The 21,624-nt window shown below is 41.2% G+C and carries 10 protein-coding genes; 7 read left to right on the forward strand and 3 right to left on the reverse strand.

Going from position 1 to position 21,624, the window contains the following annotated elements; all coding sequences use genetic code 11:
- Positions 1–605: 605 nt before the first annotated feature.
- Together V7L12_RS30860 and V7L12_RS30865 are read left to right on the forward strand one after the other, a co-directional pair.
- Positions 606–1,490, forward strand: a complete 885-nt coding sequence (locus V7L12_RS30860; RefSeq protein WP_094342635.1) for a ParA family protein — start codon at positions 606–608, stop codon at positions 1,488–1,490.
- Between the two features lie 422 nt (positions 1,491–1,912).
- The gene (locus V7L12_RS30865; protein ID WP_335090227.1) at positions 1,913–5,296 is read left to right on the forward strand and encodes an amino acid permease; all 3,384 of its coding nucleotides are present in this window, start codon (positions 1,913–1,915) and stop codon (positions 5,294–5,296) included.
- A 74-nt stretch (positions 5,297–5,370) separates the two neighbouring features.
- Here V7L12_RS30865 and V7L12_RS30870 read toward each other — a convergent pair whose 3' ends face one another.
- Positions 5,371–6,522: a histidine decarboxylase gene (locus tag V7L12_RS30870; RefSeq protein ID WP_335090229.1), complete on the reverse strand. Its 1,152-nt coding sequence runs from the start codon at positions 6,520–6,522 to the stop codon at positions 5,371–5,373.
- Between the two features lie 617 nt (positions 6,523–7,139).
- Positions 7,140–10,091 carry an isoleucine--tRNA ligase gene (gene ileS / locus V7L12_RS30875; protein ID WP_335090231.1) on the reverse strand — a complete coding sequence of 984 codons (2,952 nt, stop codon included), beginning with the start codon at positions 10,089–10,091 and terminating at the stop codon, positions 7,140–7,142.
- 675 nt (positions 10,092–10,766) lie between these two features.
- On the opposite strand from ileS, the gene V7L12_RS30880 reads away from it, so the two are divergent.
- The 5 genes from V7L12_RS30880 to V7L12_RS30900 all read left to right on the forward strand — a co-directional run bounded on the left by V7L12_RS30880 (position 10,767) and on the right by V7L12_RS30900 (position 15,589).
- The gene (locus V7L12_RS30880) at positions 10,767–11,132 is read left to right on the forward strand and encodes a Lin0512 family protein (RefSeq protein ID WP_335090233.1); all 366 of its coding nucleotides are present in this window, start codon (positions 10,767–10,769) and stop codon (positions 11,130–11,132) included.
- 33 nt (positions 11,133–11,165) lie between these two features.
- Positions 11,166–11,960, forward strand: coding sequence for a DUF3598 family protein (locus V7L12_RS30885; protein ID WP_335090235.1), 795 nt, complete (start codon positions 11,166–11,168; stop codon positions 11,958–11,960).
- A 120-nt stretch (positions 11,961–12,080) separates the two neighbouring features.
- Complete coding sequence (locus V7L12_RS30890) at positions 12,081–13,439, forward strand: aromatic ring-hydroxylating dioxygenase subunit alpha (protein WP_335090237.1); 1,359 nt, start codon at positions 12,081–12,083, stop codon at positions 13,437–13,439.
- Between the two features lie 353 nt (positions 13,440–13,792).
- Positions 13,793–14,131 carry a hypothetical protein gene (locus V7L12_RS30895; protein ID WP_335090239.1) on the forward strand — a complete coding sequence of 113 codons (339 nt, stop codon included), beginning with the start codon at positions 13,793–13,795 and terminating at the stop codon, positions 14,129–14,131.
- A gap of 531 nt (positions 14,132–14,662) precedes the next feature.
- Positions 14,663–15,589, forward strand: a complete 927-nt coding sequence (locus V7L12_RS30900) for a polysaccharide deacetylase family protein (RefSeq protein WP_335090241.1) — start codon at positions 14,663–14,665, stop codon at positions 15,587–15,589.
- 182 nt (positions 15,590–15,771) lie between these two features.
- Here V7L12_RS30900 and V7L12_RS30905 read toward each other — a convergent pair whose 3' ends face one another.
- On the reverse strand, positions 15,772–21,393 hold the full coding sequence (locus tag V7L12_RS30905) for a translocation/assembly module TamB domain-containing protein (protein ID WP_442947935.1): 5,622 nt from the start codon (positions 21,391–21,393) through the stop codon (positions 15,772–15,774).
- Positions 21,394–21,624: the final 231 nt, after the last annotated feature.

Genomic DNA, 21,624 nt, shown 5'->3' on the forward strand with positions numbered 1-21,624 from the left:
TAAGTTTGTGTGTAAATGCGCCTTTGATTTCACGAAATTATCGATTGGCTTCGTTCAATTCAATTAGCAAATGCATCCACATTTTGCACCCAATACTTAGTGATATTCACAACACTATTATTTTCTCACAATTGATTTAGGGCTACTGTATTTGTCAATACCTCTATAATTGCTTTGATGAGAGCGATCGCTGTTACGGCATTAAGCCAAACATTGTCATTATGGAGTAAAGGAGGCTAATAGCTCGATTCTAGGTAAAGATCCAACTACATGTTGCTGCCTCAATCGAGTAAACATCGCTGAAATCACTCTTTTTAATTTCCGAAAATATTAAATTTAATGGAAGATTTAAAATATCAGCAGAAGTGTACGCTACCTAGTAGTCTGTCAAGCTTGATTTGATAGGTTCGTAGTTTGTGCTTTATAGCAGTTCCCATTCAGATGCGGCGTTATACGCAAGGTGTAGGGGCACGCTATGCTGTGCCCTTATAGGTGTACCTCACGTAAACGAGAACTGCTATAACGCTAACTACAAACAATCCGCACCTCTCAATTATTTCTTGACAGACGAGTAGATGGGAATGCGTCAATAGAGGACTCAATCAATGGGATATGTAATTGCTACTGCCAATATGAAAGGTGGTGTTGGTAAAACCACCCTCACCGTCAACTTAGCTACCTGTTTAGCTAAAAATTATGGCAAGCGGGTGCTTGTCCTTGATTTAGACAGCCAAATTAGTGCCACACTCAGTTTGATGTCGCCTTTAGATTTTGCCAAGCGTCGTAAACAAAGTAAGACATTTAGGTATCTGATAGACGAAGTTATCAATCCAGACCCACAAGCAAAACTCACAATTCAGGATATCATTCAATCCCAGGTTTGTAATCTTCCCGGACTAGATTTATTGCCGGGAGACATCGATTTATATGATGAATTTGTTGTTTCAGAAATGCTGCATCAGCAAGCAACTGCTTTGGGCGAACAGGACTTTGAAACGATTTGGAATCGCTTTGAAAGGGTCTTGATTAATAATATCTTAAAACCAGTACGTCAAGAATATGATTTTATCCTTCTCGATTGCGCCCCTGGCTATAATCTATTGACTCGTAGCGCTTTAGCTGCCAGTGATTTCTACATACTTCCTGCGAAACCAGAACCATTATCTGTAGTGGGTATTCAACTCCTAGAAAGACGGATTGCCCAATTAAAAGATAGTCACGGACATGAAACCAAAATAGATATCAAAATGTTGGGAATTGTATTTAGTATGTCCAGCGCTAATCTGCTCACTGGCAGATACTATAAACAAGTAATGCACCGCGTTGTAGAAGATTTTGGTGTCGAAAAAATTTGTAAAGTACAAATACCAGTTGATGTCAATGTTGCTAAGGCTGTTGATAGTTTTATGCCAGCTGTTTTAAATGCTCCCCAATCAGCAGGTTCAAAAGCTTTCTTTCAGTTAACTCAAGAGTTGTTGCAAAAGCTATAGCTCTAGTTAATCATTGATGAACAACATGATTTCCGATTTATTAAATTAGAGAGATGAATGTAAAGACGTAGGAATGCTACGTCTTTACAAGTGTTTCAGGCAATGAATAATTTATTTTTGGAGATGTCTATGTCTATTAAGTAGGTCGCAAATCTGAACCTTTCAATTTTTATAAAGGTCTGAAGAAAGAGAATTTATACTTACTCGGTGACAAACAAGCTACATGGAATAAATCTCAAATCCCCAATTTAAAATTCTCTATTCAATAAAACTCTTTAGGCATGAGGTCAATCCAAAATCCAAAATCCACAATTCAGTAATAAATAAGTTATCTTTTCTTAAAGTTCAGCAGTTATACGGAAGCTATAATTGGTGAGATTCAGCTATTGAGTGAAAAGGCCAGTAAATCTCACTAAGAAACAATGGTTAGTAACGATTCTGCACGGGTGGAGAACAATCAGCACTTGCTAATGCGCCTACCACGGACTCTGAGTTATCTCGAAACCTGGGGCTTCGGGTTAACTGGTCATGTTGGATGGATTGGTACTGCCCCCATCATTCATGCAGCGTTAGGCTCGAAAGCTATCTTAGTTTGGTTTTTTGGTACGATTATTTCCTTTTTGCTTAACTTGCAGGTACAAAGTCTAGGTAGGCATTGGTCAGATGTCGCTGGAGGAACACCAAACTATACCACAAGGCTATTAAAGAACTTTCCTGGCTTAGGCCGTTACGTAGCATTAGGATACTTTTTTAGCTGGGCAGCAGCACCAGCACTGTATGCGATTATTCTCACTAACTTAATTAAAGTTAATTTTGAAACACTAGGTATTTCTTGTCCAGAAACTTTGTTAAAAGTTTTATTTACAGCGATTCCTTTTATTTTAGCGTTCAGTGGTACCCGTGCGTTGGCGCTCCTGCATTTATTTTTTGTATTCCCAGCGATTTTATTACTGTTATTGTTTTGTATTCAAGGCGTATTATGGTTAGCCTTCTCATCTGCTAATTTTAATTTTCTCCCAACTAGCACACATAGCCTGAGCTTTCAAGAATGGGCAAAGTGGTTTTTTCTAGCTAGTTATTCAATTTATGCTTGTGAAACCACTTCTTCTTTTGTTGCTGATAGTCGCCACCCATATAAAACTTTAAAGTTTTTAACCGTAGCTGCTTGGTTAATTCCTCCAGTGTTTCTAGGTGGTTCTTGGGTATTAATGTGTTCTGCTCCAAATTCAACAATAGGTGACGATGCGTTCTTAAATCTGGTAGAGGCTTCTAAACCTTTTTGGGGTGAATCTGCCTCCTTTCTAGTAACACTTCTGATTACTATATCTTGCCTTCTAAGTTCTGCTACGGCAGTTTCTAACTCTCCTCGGATATTATACCAACTTGCCTTAGACAGACAGCTTTCTCCTATATTTGCATTAGTTTCCCGTCAAGGTGTCCTTGTCCCTGCTATTTTAGTTACCTTTCTACTCAGTTTACTTTGTCTAAATTTGGGAAATGTATCTCAACTTGTCACAGTAGCAGGCACCTGTTATCTTATGTCCATTATGGGGCTACATCTGGGATTATGGCTGTGTCGGGGCAAACCGCACGTGTTATGGCCTTGGTGGTCACTTGGTTTTTTCTTGTTAGAAGCAGTAGTTCTAATAGTGGGAGGTTTAGCTTGCAATTGGAGATATTTTTTAGTGGGATTATTATTACCCATTATTTTGACGATTGGAGATTTAGTGCTACGTCGGTTAAGATTTGCACCATTATACCCAAATTGGTGGACACAGCGTTACGATACTAAGTCTAGTAGAAATAATCCAGATTTTGTAGTATTACAAGTGATTGTTTTAGTATCATTGATTTGTATTACTGCTACAATCAGTTGGGTTATTCGCGATTTTTTAGATAGACACTCTAATAATCCTCAAAATTCTTTCCTAGCGATTTTATTAGTGACGCTTTCTTTTACAGGGGTTGCGATCGCTTGCTGGACAACTTTACCACAAATTATTGCTATTGATGAAGCACGCAAACAAGCAAGAAGCCTATTTATTACTACTCTTGATACCGTACCCGATACTGTTTTAGTATTAGATGAAGACGGAAATATTTCTCAAACAAATGCCGCTGCTGAAGAATTATTTCAAACAAGTGTTCAGCAGTTACTTGGGAAAAACTTGAGTCAAATTCTAATATGCTATCGCGGCAAACCGGAGCAATGGTCTATTAGGAGTGAGCAAAGCTTGAAAATTAACCAAGGTTTGCGAATTGTTGAATCGACGATTTCCCAGCCATTTAATTCTCTGCTACGGGAGTATATTGTTATTGTCCGTGACATCACTAAGCGAAAGCTAGCAGAGGAAGAATTAGTCCAGTATCGTTATCAGCTTGAGCAGTTGGTTCTAGAACGCAATATTGAACTGATTAGAGTTAATCAACAACTTCAACAAGATATTCTTAAACGTCAAGAAGCACAAGACCAATTACTGCACAATAGTCTTCATGATGGGCTAACTGGATTACCTAACCAACGATTATTTATGGAGCGGGTGCAGCAGGCAATAGAACAAGCTAAACAGCAAAATAATTATTTATTTGCGGTACTCTTCTTAGACCTAGACCGCTTTAAAGTTGTTAATGACAGCCTTGGACATCTACTAGGAAATAAACTTTTGATTGCAATTTCTCATCGCCTAAAGTCAGTTCTGCGAGGCGGAGACATAGTTGCCCGTTTTGGCGGAGATGAGTTCACAATCTTAATTGAGGAAATTGAGGATATCAACACCGCCATACAGGTCGCCGAGCGAATTAAAAAGGTGCTAGCTTTGCCATTTCAATTAAATGAGCATCGGGTGTTTACTAATGTTAGTATCGGTATCGCTTTAAGTAGAGCAGATTATCAGCAAGCAGCGCAGATTCTACGCGATGCTGATGTGGCAATGTATTGTGCCAAATCACTTGGTAAGGCACGTTATGAGGTTTTTGATCCAAAGATGCACGAGGGTGCAGCTTTGCTCTTAGAGTTAGAAACTGCTCTGCGAAATGCGCTGCTCAAGCAAGAAGAATTTCGCCTTGATTACCAGCCAATTGTTTCACTAACAACTGGCAAAATTATTGGATTTGAGGCACTGATACGTTGGTATCATCCAGAACGAGGACTTATTTCTCCTCAAGATTTTATTCCCTTAGCTGAGGAAACTGGAATGATTGTTAGTATCGGACAATGGGTGCTTTATGAAGCCTGTTACCAAATGCACAAATGGCATAAACAATTTCCTACCTCACAACCTCTGACAATTAGCGTAAATTTTTCTGGTAAACAAATCACGCAACCTGACGTGTTTAAACAGGTTAAACATATTTTGCAGCAAACTGGACTGGAGCCATGCTATTTGAAATTGGAGATTACTGAAAGCTTGTTAATGGATAATTTTGAATTAGCTACCATTGTGCTTTCCCAATTAACAGCGCTGAATGTTGAAATGCACATGGATGATTTTGGGACTGGCTATTCATCCTTGAGTTATCTACATCGCCTACCAATCAAAACCATTAAGATTGACCGCTCTTTTGTCACCAGTATAGGTAGTCCAGGAGAAAATTTAGAAATTATTCAAGCGATTGTGACATTAGCCCATAATTTAAATATGTCTGTAACAGCAGAAGGCATAGAAACTGTAGATCAATTGGCACAACTGAAAGCTTTACAATGTGATTATGGGCAAGGGTATTTTTTCTTACCACCTATGGAACGGGCAGAAGTAGAAATACTCCTTGCTGCTAACTTGTGCGGAAAAAACTTTTTAAAAAGATAAAATCTTGGGAGCAAATTCTGTTTAAAGAAACACCTTGTTAAACTGGGTGATTAATTTCACTTGGCAATCTATTCTTAGTGTAGTGCTGACTGTAGCTGAAAATTATCTACTTTATCAAGCAACCCTTCTTCTAACAAAAGTTCGTTAACAAAAGTATCAATTTTGTGTTGATCAATATTTTGCATGACTATAATGTGTACCCAATTTTCAAAAATCGCTAACTGCCACTTTTTAATTAATCTTTGAGAAGGTTTTTGAAACACTACGGTATTGGAAAATTTATTGAGCATACATGGATATTCTCGGATTTTCAGTTGTTGGAAAAGATATTGGGCATTATCTATACAGGTCTTTGCTTCTTTGGCTAATCCATCATAACCTCTTGTTTGCATTGCATACCAGAGAATCAGAGGGGTGTGACCGTTTCTAGATCCCAAAATGGTTGTATCTGATGAACCAATATATTCAATTGCTGTTTCAACTTTTTCTACCCATTTTTTCTTGGTTAAAACTACACCGCAAGGCAAGGGAGAACCAATGAATTTAGCAGAAATAGCTATACTATCTATGGGTTTTTGAAAGTTAACTTGTGGAGCGCCATCTAAAAAGGGTAATATTAATCCTGAAAGGGCGGCATCACAATGAATGTAGTAATCTTTAATCTGATTGCGCTCTAAAATATCGATAACTTTGTCTAAGTTATCAATGGCGCCTTTGACAGTAGTCCCAATATTTAAATTGACGATCGCAGGATAATTACGATTTTCGCTAATGAGTTTTTCAAAATGTTCATAATTCATCTCTCCATTAATTTGTGAGTTAACAACATTGTGTTTGATGCGGAATAGTTTTGCTGCTTTGGGTATGGAGTAATGAGAGTCTTGTGATGAGTAAAGGATGCCATCAGGATAGATTTCTCTTGCTAAGAACATCCCATATAAATTACCTTCAGTTCCGCCAGCAGTAACATAACCCCAAAACTCATTTTCTGGAATTTTATAGAGGTGAGCAAAAAAAGATAAGACTTCTTGCTCAAATTTACGAGAATGGAGACCAAAATCTGGTTCAATATAGGGATCTCCAGCATTATTTAACAGAAAATTGAAAAATTTTGCGATCGCACTGTAATCACAACTTAAATTATATGGATAGCCTGCATGAAACTGCGATCGCTGTTCTATTTGCAGCAGAAAATCAGCCAATTCCTGAGCAATTTTATTTGACATATCTCTGTATCTCTTAAATTTTGATTGAGTTAATGGATGTTTTAAACGAGATTATACGTATTAATCCATACCTTTATATTTTTTTAATAATCACCCCATTTAGCTCTTTAATAAAAGATAATACAGTGAAAATACTGATAAAAATTCAGTAATAATACCTAATTATTTACTGTAAAAGTATATTACATTTAGAACTTATGCATAATACGAAATAACCAGAATGCGTATTACATAAAATATTTTTTCAGTCGCTGACTGCAACCTGATTTAATTACATATTTAACTTTGTGTTAGTTGCGTAATTTCTGGGAATGACTAGGCTATACAGCGAAGTCCGCTTATGCGGACTTCATCATGCTAAAAATAGATTTCCAGAAATTAAATATGGGTTATACAGAACCCTAATAGAGACTTAGCACTGCTCGTCTCTATATTCTTGCAGTTTTCCAGTAGATGAGGTACAAAATGCAGGACTCACGCATCAAACATCAAGAGTTTCTACTTTCTTGTTTCTGTCTTTTGCCTCAAATCCTGTAGTTTTGTACTTCATGTAAAAGAAAATTGCTGTCAGTGCATTTAGCCATTTGTAGTTTGCTAGCGCCGTGGAATTTTTGCTTTTAAAACTCTCCAGCTAAAGCTGCTACACACCGTTCGCAAATTAGCGGATGTTCTGCTGATTCTCCTACATGAGTAGAGTAGTTCCAACAGCGATCGCACTTTTGCCCGTCTGCTTTCACCACACCAATCCCCCAGTCTTCTGTCTGTGCTGTATATTCTAATCCTTGCAATCCTTCAGCAGAATCTAATAATTCCACTTGCGAAGTCAGCAATAAATACCGCAGTTCGTCAATCCCGTTACCCTTAACAGGGTTAAAGGCTTTGATAGCATTACCTAATTGTTTGTCAGGTATATGAATCAAAGCTTTCGCTTCCAAGGAAGAACCAATGAGTTTTTCTATCCTGGCTTGTTCCAACACCTTATTAACATCGGTGCGGAGTTGTCGCAGTACTGACCAAAATTCCGCTAAATCTGGATTACGCCATTTTTCCTCTATCTGTACCCAACCAGCTTCAAACACTGATTTATAAGGTGTTTTGTAAGGGAGATATTGCCAGATATCTTCGGCAGTGTGAGATAACACTGGTGCGATCGCTCGTGCTAAATTATCTATTGCTATCTTCAGCACCGTTTGACAACTGCGACGGCGGAAAGCATCTTTTGCACTGATGTACAGCCTATCTTTGGCCACATCTAAATAAAAGTTGGATAAATCCACCACGCAGAAATTCTGCACTGTTTGGAAAAAGCGGAAGAATTGGAAACTTTCAAAGGCTTCTGTGACTTCCTCAAACACCTCGGTGATGCGGTGCAGCATATAACGGTCAAGTTCTGGCAATTCCTCAAAGGGAACTGCATCTTTTTGGGGGTCAAAATCATCCAAGCTACCCAACAAAAACCGCGCCGTATTGCGAATCTTACCTCTGACATCATTCATTTGCTTAATGATGTTTTTCCCAATGCGGACATCACCGGAGTAGTCAACCGATGACACCCACAATCGCAATACATCTGCACCGTAGGGCGGTTCTACTTTTTGATTTTTTCCGCCTTCAATGATTGTATTTGGATCGATTACATTTCCTTCTGACTTACTCATCTTTCGCCCTTGTTCGTCCAAAGCGAAGCCGTGAGTTAGTACAGTTTTGTAAGGTGCAATGTCATTTACTGCTACGCTGGTGAGCAAGCTGGATTGAAACCAACCGCGATGTTGGTCGGAACCTTCCAAATATATATCAGCAGGGTAGCGTAACTCTGGACGCTGTTGGACGACAGCCGCCCAAGATGAGCCAGAATCAAACCATACATCCATTGTGTCTGTACCTTTGCGGTAAGACTTGCCATTATTACGATAGGATTCGGGTAATAATTCCTCAACTGAAAGTTCCCACCAAGCATCGGAACCTTTTTCTGCGATGATTCCTTGGACGTGGTTGATAATTTCTTCATTCAGCAGTGGTTCTCCCGTGGCTTCGTCGTAGAAAACGGGAATCGGTACACCCCAAGCACGTTGACGAGAGATACACCAATCAGAACGTTCCGCCACCATTGGCGTAATCCGATTTTCACCTTGGGCTGGAATCCATTTTACAGTTGCGATCGCCTTTAATGCTTCTTCTCTAAATCCTTCCACGGAAGCAAACCATTGTTCAGTGGCGCGGAAAATTGTCGGCTTCTTTGTCCGCCAATCATAAGGATACTTGTGGGGGTATGGTTCTTCTTTCAACAAAGAACCAGCCGCATTTAATGCATCAATCACCGCCTGATTCCCATCACCCAACACATTCAACCCCGCAAATTCTCCCGCTTCTTCGGTAAAATTGCCATTGTCATCCACTGGTGCAAGGATGGGCAAACCGTAACGCTGACCAACAATGTAGTCTTCTTGACCATGACCGGGTGCAGTATGTACTAACCCCGTACCCGATTCAGTAGTGATGTAATCACCGCCGACAACAATCGGACTTTCGCGGTCAAACAAAGGATGACGGTAAGTAGTATGTTCTAAATCATTCCCTTTGAACGTGGCTTTTACAGTTAACTCAACTCCTAACGTTGAAGATAAACGTTCGACTAAATCAGCAGCAACGATGAGATAGCGGAACCTCACCCCCTCAGTCCCCCTCTCCGTTAACAAAGAGGGGGAAGCTACTTCTTCACTCCCCTTCCCTGCTTGCGGGGAGGGGGTTGGGGGGTGAGGTTCCACTTCCACCACTGCATAATTTAAATCTGCATTCACCGCCACAGCCAAATTCCCTGGAATTGTCCAAGGTGTAGTTGTCCAGATAGCCACACCCAAATCTGACTGATATTCCGCCAGCAGTGGTTTTACAGCTTCCGCCAAACTTGTAACTGCAAAAGCTGCATAGATACTGCGGGAAACGTGACCTTCAGGATATTCCAACTCAGCTTCAGCCAAAGCGGTATGAGAACTGGGACTCCAGTGAACCGGCTTTAAACCGCGATAGATGTAGCCTTTTAAGAACATCTGACCAAACACGCCAATTTGAGCCGCTTCATAAGCTGGCTTCAGAGTTAGATAAGGGTTATCCCAATCACCCCAAATACCGTAGCGTTTAAAATTATTGCGCTGGTCGTTTACCGTAGCTAGACCAAATTCTTTCGCTTTGTGTCGCAGTTGTAAAGGCGTTAAATTTTGCCGTTCTGCTGACTTCATGTTCTGCAAAACTTTTAACTCAATCGGTAAACCGTGACAATCCCAACCAGGGACGTAGCGAACTTTACGCCCTTGTAACATTTGGTAGCGATTAATAATATCTTTGAGAATTTTATTTAAGGCATGACCAATATGGAGTGAGCCATTAGCGTAGGGAGGCCCATCGTGCAGTATAAATAATTCGCCGGGGTTATTTTCAAAGAGGCGATCGTAAATTTTATTTTCTTCCCAAAATTTTTGGATTTCAGGCTCACGCTTGATGGCGTTTGCCCGCATATCAAAATTAGTCTTGGGTAGGTTTACAGTATCTTTGTAACTTCCTGATTCGGTCACAGTCTCATGCCTAGAATTAGGTGTGCAGGTTTTATCAATTATAGAAGATGACAGAAAACCAAAATTTGCTTTTTGAGGGCGAGTTTAATAAACCTCTCCCTACCTTGAATTTTCGTTAATAAAGTTGCAAATCAAAGATAGGATTCCACAAGGGCGACGCCGAATAGCCCGTCGTAGACATCGCCACTATAAAATTCAGATGGATTAAAGGTAGGTTGGGTTGACGTAAGGAAACCCAACTTACATTTAATCCCCTTTATAAGCTGCGGTGTACACACAAGTCGAATTACCCCCCTTAATCCCCCCTTATAAAGGGGGGAAAAAAGAAATCTATCTAGTTCCCTCCCCTTTATATGCGTCTAACTCACACCTGCTCATGAACGAACAGCGTCTACAGGCTTATAATCAGCTAATTCAAACCCTGCTAGATTGCCCTACAGGTGATGAAAAGCGACTCAGAACGTCTGAGTCGCTTGCAGCGTATGGTATAAAGGAATCCCAAAAAAATCAATTCTTCAATAGTTAGTATTTAGTAGGATGCGTTACTTCGGCGTAACACACCCCAAATAAAAGATTGGAGATTTTTTTAATGGAGTACTTCATTCATCCGAGAATTACTGTATTGCATCCAATATAAAGATAAAGTGAAAGATACAAGATTTACCGAAGGTAGCAATGGCACGTAAACGGTTGATTATCGAGATGGGGATGGGAATAGATCAGCACGGACAAGAACCGACAGTAGCAGCATCTAGGGCAGTACGTAATGCGATCGCTCACAATGCCTTACCTGGTGTTTGGGAAGTTGCAGGTTTGAGTCACCCCAATGAAATGATTATAGAGGTTCAAGTAGCAGTTCCATATCCAGAACAAGTTAGGGAAGAAGAGGTACTCGCTGTACTACCATTTGGGCGAAAAACTCTCATCGTAGAATCTGGGGGGATGATAGTTCAAGGGCGGGCGATTCCTGAACTCAACGATAAAAATGACGAAATGTTGATTGCGATCGCTGCTGTTACAGTTCTGATCGAAAATGAGTAGCTGAGGTCAAAGTTGCAACATTTATTTAATAAAATGACACATCTCCAAGAGCAACACTGGGAAAAATTATTTGGATTCCTGACCATAGAAGGGCAGTCTATGTATGGTATATGGACTGTTTACTCCCCAGAAAAAGAAGTCATCAAGTCTTCTCAAGGTATCAGAAATTTGCGTTCCAATGCTGATAAAACAATAATTACTCACACAAATCAGTTCCCTTCACCAGACGGAAGTACGCTAGAAAAACAATGGCAAATAGAAAAGGAAACTTGTAACCAGCCTGATGGATTATTGCATCCAGCAGACCCATCTAAAAGGGCATTAGCTCTTGTTGATTATGGTTCCAGTGCTTGGGTTAGCAGAAAACTGGAATCGGGACGTAGTTTCTCAGTTGAGTTATTTTTAAAGCATAAAGATTGGAATACTAGCATAGGTAGTATCTATACAGAGAATGGTGATTTAGAGAAAATTCTCCATCTGCGCGAACATTTAAATAGTTTTCCCGACACCACAACAAGCGAAGAAATAACCAGTCTGTCAGGAAGTTGGATTGGCACAAAAGAATCTATCACGTCTGATTTACAAATTTCCAATACCGAAGAAATTCGCGAGATTATTTTAGACCCGAATAATGGGAAAAATGACACTTTCTACTTACCCGATAGTGTCGTTGTGAATATTCCTAAAAAGTTGCGTGTGGGAGAGGAATTTGAGATAGTAGCCGGGAAGCTGGTTGCAGAAAATGAGTATAAACGCCTCACAGCTAAATATAATGATTCAGGTGCATTTACATTGTTGATTTCTGAGGTTTTTCACTTGCAAGATTAGCCGCTATAACAATTGGCTGATAATTACCAGGTTTGACATTTTTTTTGAGAAATCTTCTATCTCTGGGACTAAGCATTTGCTAATACAAAGAGATAAAATCATAAAAACCTGGAGAAAACTATGTCATTAGAAACAGAGACACTACAGGCGACACCACCAACTTCTACCTTTCAAAAACTTGAGGATAAGCAAGAATTTAACTGGAGGCAATGCTGGTATCCCGTCACCTTTGTACAAGACTTACCTGCCAACCGTCCTCATAGCTTTTCCTTGTACGATGAACCTTTAGTTTTGTTCCAAAACAAAGATGGACAATTTATCTGTTTAGCAGATCGTTGTCCTCACCGTACAGCTAAACTTTCTGATGGACAAATTATTGACGGCAAAATTGAGTGCTTATATCACGGTTGGCAGTTTGGCAGTGATGGTCAATGTCTGCACATTCCCCAATTAGCAACAGATGCAAAAATTCCAGCCAATGCTTGCGTACAATCCTTTAAAGTAGTGGAACGCCAAGGCATGATTTGGGTGTGGGCTGGCGAAAAAGAAACTGCTGTTGATGAAATTATTCCAATTCTGCCAGATTTAGATAAGTCAGGATTTGTATGTGCAGACTTTATATTGGATCTGCCTTATGACCAAACATATTTAGTAGAAAACGTCATCGATCCTGCTCATGTTGCTATTAGCCATAGTGGCACCAGGGGTGGTAGTAATCGTAAAAATGCCCAACCGCTAGAAATGGAAGTGCTAGAGAATTCTGTTCAGGGGGTTAAAGGCAGGTGGCGGGGAGCTAACAAATCAAATGAAGCCTGGAAGTATATTGATTTTGTTGCTCCAAGTCTTGTGCTAAACACTGTTTATATTGAAAAAAAAGATTGGACATTTGGACTAGCTTTGTATTCGATTCCTTTAGGTAAAGGGCGATGCCGTCTTTTAGCTAGAGGTTATCGTAATTTCATGACTTGGGGAGTCAAGCTGAGGCCACGCTGGCTCGATCACTTAAATACCAACAAAATATTAGAGCAGGATTTACCTTTGATTGCGGGACAACAGGCAGAAATTGAGCGCTTAGGAAGAAGTCTCAAAGAATTATATTTGCCGCTGAAAACATCTGACACATTAGTGGTTGAGTACCGCAAATGGCTCGATAAATTTGGCTCGTCTTTGCCTTTTTATCACGGCTATTCCACATGGAAAAATGTTGAGAATGACGAGTTGAATTCAAAGCCGATTTTGCTAGACAGGTTTTCGCGACACATACCTATTTGTAGTTCTTGCAATCGAGCTTATCAAGTTACAAACAGGGTCAAACAAGGTTGTATCGGGGTAGCGATCGCTCTAGCTGCTGTAGCAATACTTGCAGATGATTCTAGAATCAGAATAGCAGCAATATCGGTTTCCATAGCAGCAATTGTCATGTCTGTTATGGCTCATACACTCAAAACTCACTTTGAGCATTCCTACACTCGTCACTAAAATAGGTACTGGGAACAGTTCGTAGTATAGCGCTTCTCGTTTGTGTGAGGTACATCCGTAGGGGCACGGCACTGCCGTGCCCCTACACCTCGTGATCTAATGTTGTACCGCGATAAGGACTAAAGTCCTTATTTTCAAAGCACTTTAGTGCTTACTACAAACTTTTCATTACTAGCTTAGACATTGTACCGATACATGTGTAGTAAGTTTGCTCACCTTAAACGATTTCCTCAAACCTCAAGTCTTGTTAAGTCACGATCGAGTTAATGGCTCTGCGCTAAAGTAAAAATATTGGGATAAAAATCTCTGGCAGTAAGTTCAATACACCACTAATCTTTACCACTGCGGCGATCATGTCTCAAGAGCATAACGAATCACTCCAAATTCAGGAGATCACCAAACTCAAACCGAAACACTTTGCTGATTTAGTCAGATCGGCACAATTGGTTTTTGACCCTACAGCCGGAGTTTCGGGAAGAAATATCACAGTTGACTGGGAAGAATTTGGAATTCCCCGTGAAGTAGCGGACAATCTCAAATCACTTGGTCAGCAGTACCAGTATGCATCTCCTCACATCCCTGTTGAAGACATTTGGAGTAAATTAACTCCAGAAACTCGTATTTGGTTTGTTGAAAATAAAGATCGGTTGTGGCAGCTTGAAGAAGCTTTCCCAGCCCTTGATGAAGATTGAAGAGGGCAGGAGGAGGTAGGAGGTTGGAATTTAGATAAGACTTCTATACGAGATCGAAGATTTTAGTGAAGGACTTAAACTCTTCCTCCCTTTTGCCTCTCTACAAGGATAAACAAAAACTGCGATCGCAAGCAAATAGCGAATATTGACATTACTAGTTGCAAAGTCCTTAACTCTATTGGTCAAGGACTACTTAGCATTTCTCCAGGTTACGGTTATACTGCTATCATTGCTGGCTCTACTGGTCAGCTAAATCTACTGAGTATTATTTTATTCACATTAATAATCGTAGCAAATTAATACAGATTAAATTGAGACATCCTTTAGCTTTAGCTGGAATGTTTCAAGGTATTTTATTGTTATCTTTTTTCTTTCAGCAATAGATATATTAATTACAACAGGCTAGGAGTAATATCAAGTGCGGGTAATTCCAGTTTAAGAAGTAATCAAGCGGACATGATATAAGGTATGGCAACATCAGGGAGAAACCAATCTCCAATAACTAATAACTAATATTTGAGGAGATTTAATGTGTCTAGTCAGAAATTATCTTCGTTATTGAAACTAATAATTATTACATTGGTTACTGGTGCTAGTAGTTTAGGTATCAGCTTGCTTTTAACCACAAGCGGATTTGAGCATTTGTTGGGAATTATCAAGCCAAAAAGCGAGAGTGCTAAAGCGAGTCATAACGAACTGATGAGTGCAGATGCACAGAATATAAGTCCAGTCAAAGACCAGATGAATAAAGTGCCAAAGGCATTTCAGGGAACAATCGTTTATCAAGGGAAACTAAAAGCGAATGAGAAAGTTATTGCCCTAACTTTTGATGATGGCCCCGGCCCCAAAAATACGGCACAGATTTTAGAAATCTTAAAGAAAAATGATGTAAAAGCCACATTCTTCATGATCGGGCAAATGGTGAAATATTTTCCTCAAGTTGCCAAACAAGTGGCTGCTGATGGTCACGTAATTGGTAATCACACATGGCATCATTGGTATCGCCACACGGACTTAGCTACTGCAGCTAGTGAAATTGATCGTACAGCAGAAATCATCTACAAGACTACTGGAGAGAAAACTACTCTATTTCGTCCTCCTGGAGGCTTTTTGAATAATGGACTAGCCGAATATGCCAAAAACGAGAAATACGCTGTCATGATGTGGTCAGAAGAATCGGGAGATGCTCAACGTCGTTCGCCTCAAGTTCCAGGACTAGTCAAAAATGTGCTGAAATATGCAAAACCCGGTGCAATTGTCCTGATGCACGATGGGGGCGGCAACCGTTCCAAATCTGTCAAGGCTTTACCAGAAATGATTGCAGGTTTAAAAGCCCAAGGCTATAGATTTGTGACAATTCCCCAACTACTAGAAATACAAGCTCAAGAAAAAAGTGTGGAGACAGCATCACCTGTAGTAACAAATCAAGAACATCCAAACCAACAGCTTAATCATTAGTGATATAGCGGTTCCCATTCAGATGCGGTACAACATTACATCACGAGTGTAGGGGCACGGCAGTGCCGTGCCCCTACGGGTGTACCTCACGTAAACGGGAACCGCCATATCATGTCCAGGTAATTAGTTAGTTTCTTGACTAACAATGCGATTGTTTCGGCTGACAATGCCAATGCAGCAATCTAAAATCGGGTTTCATACTCAACTTGAAGTTGATTGTCATCCCCCACATCAGTTGAGCCTCGCATCAGAATTTCGTCATTGACTCGATAAAGGACATTGAAACGGAAAGAGTCATCGCTAGAAAGAGCGCGTGATAAAGAGGCAGAGAAATTTTTACTAATATCAAACACACCTTCCGCTGATAAATTCAGAATTGAAGCTGTTGATGTTTTTGATTCTTCATTATTAGTCGCAGGGGTAGGAAATATCCGAAATTCACTGAAACCAACAGCCTGTCCGATCGCAGTGATAGTTCCTTGTAAACTACCTAAAATGGTAGAACTAGCGAAATTAGTCAGCCCTTGGCCTGCATCTGCTTGACCGAAAGAACCCAGAATTGAGCCACCCAGCAAAGCAACTATTTCTCCCTTACTACGGCTAGGTTCACTCGTCAGTTCTAGATTCTCACCCAATTTACTAGCTGGTCCGTTCACCCTAGCTTGAACGGTAACGCTACGTAAAGTCCCAAAGTTGTTTACAGAAACATCGCTGACTTCAGAAGACAATGGTGATTCCAAAGTTTGAGTGTTCCTTGCTGATGTTTCCGGTACAATTGCCGTCAGTCGGACATCTAAAGTCGGGTCAAGTCCTTGACTTGGAATAAACCGCGCAGTTTGTTCATAGCCCCGCGCCAAGGTGAACTCAGTGGAAAATAAGCTCAGTCGTCCTCCTGTCAAACGAATCACTCCTTCAGGAAGCGGTTTGGCTAATGTACCATTAATGGTCAAGTCACCTTTAGCGTCAAACCTCAATAGGGGCTGACTCAATGCCGCTCCTCCTGGTACAAAGCTGAGTAGGGACTGAGTTGTAACCCGAATATCTTTGCCTAAAATCAACTTTAAATCTGCAAACTCTACAGGTAAATTGGGTGGAGTTGCGGCGCTAGTGCTTCCGTCTGCTGTCGCCACTGAGTTTGTGCTTCCATCCACTGTAACCACTGGGTTAGCGTTATTCTCTGCTGTAGGTGTGACGTTAGGGTTAACTTCTTGTCTATCTAGATTTATGACCTTAGTATTAGCATCTGCTGTCGCTGCTGATTTTTTCTTCGCAGCAGCCGAGTTGCCAATAATTACCTGACCATCACTCAGTTGAATCTCTCCACCAATTACAGGTTTTAAGGCTGTGCCGCGAACCACGACATCGCCACCAACACCACCTTCATACAGTCCTGCAAGCTTAAAATTGAGTTTGTCTGCTATTGATACTGTCAGGGGATTTGCTGCGGCTTGTTGAGCATCAAAAATTGGCAAGATGCCTGATGCAGTTACTTGCCCTTGATTGTAATTACCTTGAATATTTTCAACGCTTATCGTTCTACCATTAAATAGTGCTGTTCCTGTGACATTCGTTAAAGGATCGGATAAGGCTTGAGCGCGAAAAGTTGCATTATTAAGTGTGGCGTTGCCGTTGATAACTGGTTCGTTTAAAGTACCTCCAACATTTAAATCTACTTTTCCTTGACCATCTACCCAAGCGACTTGATTATTGGTCAATAGATTTAACAGTGCCAATCCTTCATTTTGCACATTGGCGTTGATGCTGATTTGATTGCTATCCGGTTGCACTTTGGCAAAAGGCAAAGGAGCTGGTACGCTACCTGTAACGGCAACTGGCTGCGTTCCTGTTACTAGTAAGGTACTATCAAAATTCAAGCGAGCTTTGTTGTAATCAAAGTTCACCAGTCCTGTTTGTACGGGTTGTTTGTTAAGGGTCGCATTCGCTAGCGCCACTTTCCCTTGAACTCTGGGGTCTTGCAAACTACCTGCTAAAGTGGCATCAGCATTTACATTACCAGTGATATCTACGGGGTATTTTTCGATATAAGGTTCTAAAAGTGATAAGGGCAGACTGGCTACATTCAATTTTCCAGATAGTTGCTCAGTTCCTAACTGTCCTGAAAACGCTACTAGTCCTTGATTAATCCCCACACTCAAGGGCGAAAGGGTGACGATACCATCGGCAAAAGTGCCTTGAGCAACGACTTGATTGATGGAATAATTACCCCATTGCCAGTTAGCACCTTGGAAATTAAAGCCGACATTCAACCCAGACTTTAACGAGCCATTGGCTGTAATTGCTCCGCTTAAAGCACCTGTTAATTCTGCAAGGCTGGGCAAAGATGGGGTTTGTTTTGTTTCAGCTTGCTGTTCTTTGGCGATCGCTGCTGTAATATTCGAGAAATATGCTAACTGTGTTTTCAAATCTGCATCGGGCAAGCTGACAGACTCAGTTGGAAGTGCTTCTGCACCAGCTAACGTCGGAGGCTGCAACCCGGTACTAAGGTCTTGAAAGTCGAAGATATTAAAGGCTTGTAAAAGTCTCTGGATTTTGGCTTGGGCAAAATTAGCTTGGAATTGAAATTGCGGGTCACTGCCCGTTTGCACATTGCCACTGAGAGCGATGTTGCTATCGCCAATCCGCAATTGACCATTAGCCAAGCTAGCCGTACCATCAGCATAATTGATGCTACCGCGAAATTCATCGGCTGCAACTCTAGCAACACGAGGCCCTGCGATCGCCACATCCCCTGCAATGGCATAATTATTTAAATTAACAACTAAATTACCCGATAATTGCCCCGCCAGTGGTTTCAATTGATTGTTAGGTAAAAAGCCCCCAACCAGAGCGATGGGAAACTGTTGGGCGTTGATGAGCAAGTTATCTCCCTCAGTTCTACCTGTAGTAACTGCGCCATCGCGTTGAACTAAAAATGAAGTGGGACGATAATCTGCACCTAAATTAAGGGCAATCCGATCCTGTTTCCCAGCTAGTCGCAGACTTGCCCCTTGTCCTCCTTGAAAATTCACGTTTCCGGTTAAAAGTGGGTCAAACGCCAAGTTACTCACATTGAAATTCCGCAGCCGAATATTGCCATTAGCTTGGGGTACATCTGGAGTTCCTGTAACTTTTCCATTAAAATCTAGTAGCCCTGCTATTGCTACGTCCCCAGGAACTTTAAAACCAGTATTTTGTAAGTTGAAATTCTGCGCCAGTACATTTAAATCAAATCCGGCAATTTGAGGTGCGCCAGTTGGGGGAGTTTGAATAGCGATCGCACCATTAGCACTCAATCCTGGGGTACTTGCGTTTTCAACTATAATCTGCTGTCCATTCCACTGAAATTGTGCAGTTAGCGGTTGTGCTAGCAGCGCTAACCCTTGAGAAACGCGGATTTGTCCGGCGGCGCGAATATCTGCAAGCTGGAAAGATTCTGCTGTGCCTGCTAATTGGATATTACTATTGAGCCGTCCTCCCAATTGTGGTGAGAAACGGTTGAGTTGAATTTGGGAAACGTTGGCAAGCACTTGCCAGCGACCAGCATCAAAGCTAACATTCCTGAGATTAACTGTACCTCCTGCTATATTCAGCCTTGCTTGTCCTTTGGCTTGAATGCTTGAGGGTTGGAAAGAAGCAGTGCTTCCTGACAAATTCAAGGCGACATTGTTTAAAACTCCCTGGAACTGGGGTGGTATCTGTCCAAAACGGCTCAATTGCAGTTGTTGGGCATTCACAAAAGCCTGCCAGCGTTGTTGTACAACTTGACCTCTAGCCCTAATTGTCCCGCCGGCCACGTTCACAGCCGCATCGGGAAAGACGATATTCTCTCCTTGTTTGATAACAACAACTCGTCCGGTGGTGGGATAGGTGGCACTAGGCGCTTGCACCCGTGCTACTGTTTGCAGATTGCTCAGAGTGCCGGAAATATCGGCATTTGCCGAGACATTCCCAATGGCGATCGAGGGTGAAGAATTGTAGGCTTTAGCGATCGCATCTCCTGGTATATTTTTTGCTTGCACAATCAACGCCACCCTACCTTGGGGTGCAAGCTGAACTCGTCCGCTAGCTGTGACTTGCCCTCCTACCTCTGGATTTGCTTGAACGCGAGAAACATTGACGTTTAACGGTGTACCTAAAGAACCAGTAATCTTAGCGTTTGCAGAGATACCACCAACATTAATGGGAGTTGAAATACCATAACCTTGAGCGATCGCATTTCCTGGGATACCCTGAGCTTGAATATCTACGCCTACCTGACCTTGGGGAGCGAGTTGAATTTGACCATTAGCTGTGATTTGCCCCCCGGCTGGCGGCGTTACTTGAACATTAGAAACATCAAGCTTCAAAGGCTGTTTGCGAAGTGAGCCAGAAATTTGGGCTTTTGCTGAAACATTGCCAACTGCGATCGGTAGAGTAACGCCATAGCTGCGTGCTAGTATATCCCCTGATATCTCATCGGCTTGAGCATTAAATATTACCCCATCTTTGGTTCCCAGATTAGCTTGACCACCGCCTATAATTTGACCACCAGCTGCGGGGACTATTTTCAGATTGGAAACAGTAAGTTGAGATGCAGTTTGAGATGCATTCAAGCGGAAATCAGTGTTGATGGTTTTAAATTGAACGCGGTCTACTTGAATCGGTTTTGTGTTATTTACCGTACCGCTGACGACTGGTTGCTCAAGTGCGCCGCGTACCTGAATATTTGCTTGAATTTCGCCACTAGCTGGGACTGACGAATTTACTTTCAGGGTATCTAAGATATTTTTCGCAGTAACTGGTTTTATTTGAGCAGAAACATTAAAACCTGTTTGAGTATTAATTGTTCCATTAGCCAGAATGGGAACTTTCCCAAAGTTCGTACTCAAATTATCTAAAGTAACTGTCTGACCCTGAAATAGAAATTTCCCATTAAAATTAGAAATCGGCTGAGGAATATTTTGAATTTTAGCGGTGACTTGATTAGCTGTAGCTGTTCCCGTAATTGCGATGTCTGATAGTTTGGGTGGAATCTGAACCCCTAAGTCAGCATTTAAATACCCAGCTTGCAGAGCGATCGGTAACTGAATTAATCTAGTAATTTCAGATGCTTGTAAATTTTGTGTTGAAAGCTGGAGGTTTGTTTGTTGAGCTTTTAGTTGGGTTTCGCCAACAATTTTAACAGCCCCTCCCCTAGTGAGTTGAGTATTGATGTCATAACCGATCCTTTGATTTTGATCAGAAAATCGGGCAACACCACCAAATTGATCTAATATTACTGAGCCTTTCGGTTTAGTTGGTGCAGCAAATGGCATTAACTCTACTTTGCCATCTTGAATTTGAAGTGACTGCAACTCAGTTTGAATAAAACCTTTTCCTTCCCCAGTCTTAACTTGGGCTGTCACCCAACGACCATCTTTATCTTGTTGAATGTAGACACTGGGTTGAATTAACGTGACATCTAATGTCAGTTTTCGGCTAAGAAGGAGTTGCAACGGCGAGAACTGCACCTCCAAAGCTTTTGCTACTACCTGATCTCGATCGCTGGCAGTTGCTGGTATCGATAGAGAGTTAAATCTCAGACTAGAAAGCGAAAAACGTTCAACGTTCCCAACTTTTACTGGACGCCCTAGTAATTGCTCAAGATTTTGCTGCACTAACGGTGCTAAATCTTTGTATACATAGCTTCTAGCCCACCAAGCACCAACTATAATTCCAACTAGCAAAACCCCACCCAGAGCCAAACTGGTACGTCCTAAAAGCAGGAGCCACAGACGACGATTAGATGGTTTTTGATTGTTTTCTGAATTTGGCGATCGCGTCATCATTGTTACTAGTCCCAGTACTTTTTTCTGGAGCGAGGCGAGAGACAGGTTAGTTATTTTTCTCAGCAAGTTACAAAATATGGTTTCACAATATCAGGATTTACGCAAGAACTTTGAGTTTAGCATTAGTCTAAAATTGTCACACTTTGCTCTTGTTCTCGCAGCAGGTGCATTTACTCGCATAAGTACTTGCAAAACTTCACTCACTTGAGGTAAAGGTAAAACATTATT

The sequence above is a fragment of the Nostoc sp. genome, assembly GCF_036918245.1.
Classification (GTDB): Bacteria; Cyanobacteriota; Cyanobacteriia; order Cyanobacteriales; family Nostocaceae; genus Nostoc.

Coding starts and splice junctions, on each gene's coding strand:
- V7L12_RS30865 (WP_335090227.1), top strand. CDS start 1,913: ATGGTTAGTAACGATTCTGCACGGGTGGAGAACAATCAGCACTTGCTA.
- V7L12_RS30860 (WP_094342635.1), top strand. CDS start 606: ATGGGATATGTAATTGCTACTGCCAATATGAAAGGTGGTGTTGGTAAA.
- V7L12_RS30890 (WP_335090237.1), top strand. CDS start 12,081: ATGTCATTAGAAACAGAGACACTACAGGCGACACCACCAACTTCTACC.
- V7L12_RS30870 (WP_335090229.1), bottom strand. CDS start 6,522: ATGTCAAATAAAATTGCTCAGGAATTGGCTGATTTTCTGCTGCAAATA.
- V7L12_RS30885 (WP_335090235.1), top strand. CDS start 11,166: ATGACACATCTCCAAGAGCAACACTGGGAAAAATTATTTGGATTCCTG.
- V7L12_RS30895 (WP_335090239.1), top strand. CDS start 13,793: ATGTCTCAAGAGCATAACGAATCACTCCAAATTCAGGAGATCACCAAA.
- V7L12_RS30880 (WP_335090233.1), top strand. CDS start 10,767: ATGGCACGTAAACGGTTGATTATCGAGATGGGGATGGGAATAGATCAG.
- V7L12_RS30905 (WP_442947935.1), bottom strand. CDS start 21,393: ATGACGCGATCGCCAAATTCAGAAAACAATCAAAAACCATCTAATCGT.